Origin of the sequence: Faecalibacterium sp. DFI.5.82 (assembly GCF_029076575.1) — a bacterium.
Classification (GTDB): domain Bacteria; phylum Bacillota; class Clostridia; order Oscillospirales; family Ruminococcaceae; genus Faecalibacterium; species Faecalibacterium duncaniae.
The window spans coordinates 1-383 of record NZ_JARFIS010000137.1 but is presented as its reverse complement, the minus strand read 5'-3'; the positions used below and the strand labels follow the sequence as shown (position 1 = coordinate 383).

Below are 383 nucleotides of genomic sequence, written 5' to 3'. Positions count from 1 at the left end.
AGAAGTTCCTCAGCCAGCCCTTTGCAGTGGCCGAGAACTTCACCGGCCTGTAGGGTGTGTACGTCCCGCTGGCAGAGACCGTCAAGGGCTTTGCCGCCATTGTGGACGGCCAGTGCGATGACCTGCCCGAGTGGGCATTCTTCAACGTGGGCACCCTTGCGGATGCCCGCAAGAAGTACGCAGACAAACAGGCGGAGGAAAAGGGCGGGGCCAACTGATGGAAAAGTTCATCCTGAACATCACGGCTTCCAGCGGTGAATTCTATCAGGGCTACTGCGTGAGCCTGACCCTGCCCACCGGCGACGGCGTGTACGGCGTGCAGGCCGGGCACAACCCCGTGCTGGTGGCTCTGCACATGGGCATTGCAAAGTTCACCGTGGACG

Annotated in this window: 2 pseudogenes; both read left to right on the top strand. The window is 61.4% G+C overall.

Features of this window, described 5'->3' with window-relative positions:
• A pseudogene (locus tag P0G09_RS15950) lies at positions 1–218 on the top strand (F0F1 ATP synthase subunit beta); the annotation flags it as partial.
• Positions 218–383 (top strand): annotated as a pseudogene (locus P0G09_RS15945) (ATP synthase F1 subunit epsilon); the annotation flags it as partial. The pseudogenes P0G09_RS15950 and P0G09_RS15945, both read left to right, overlap by 1 nt.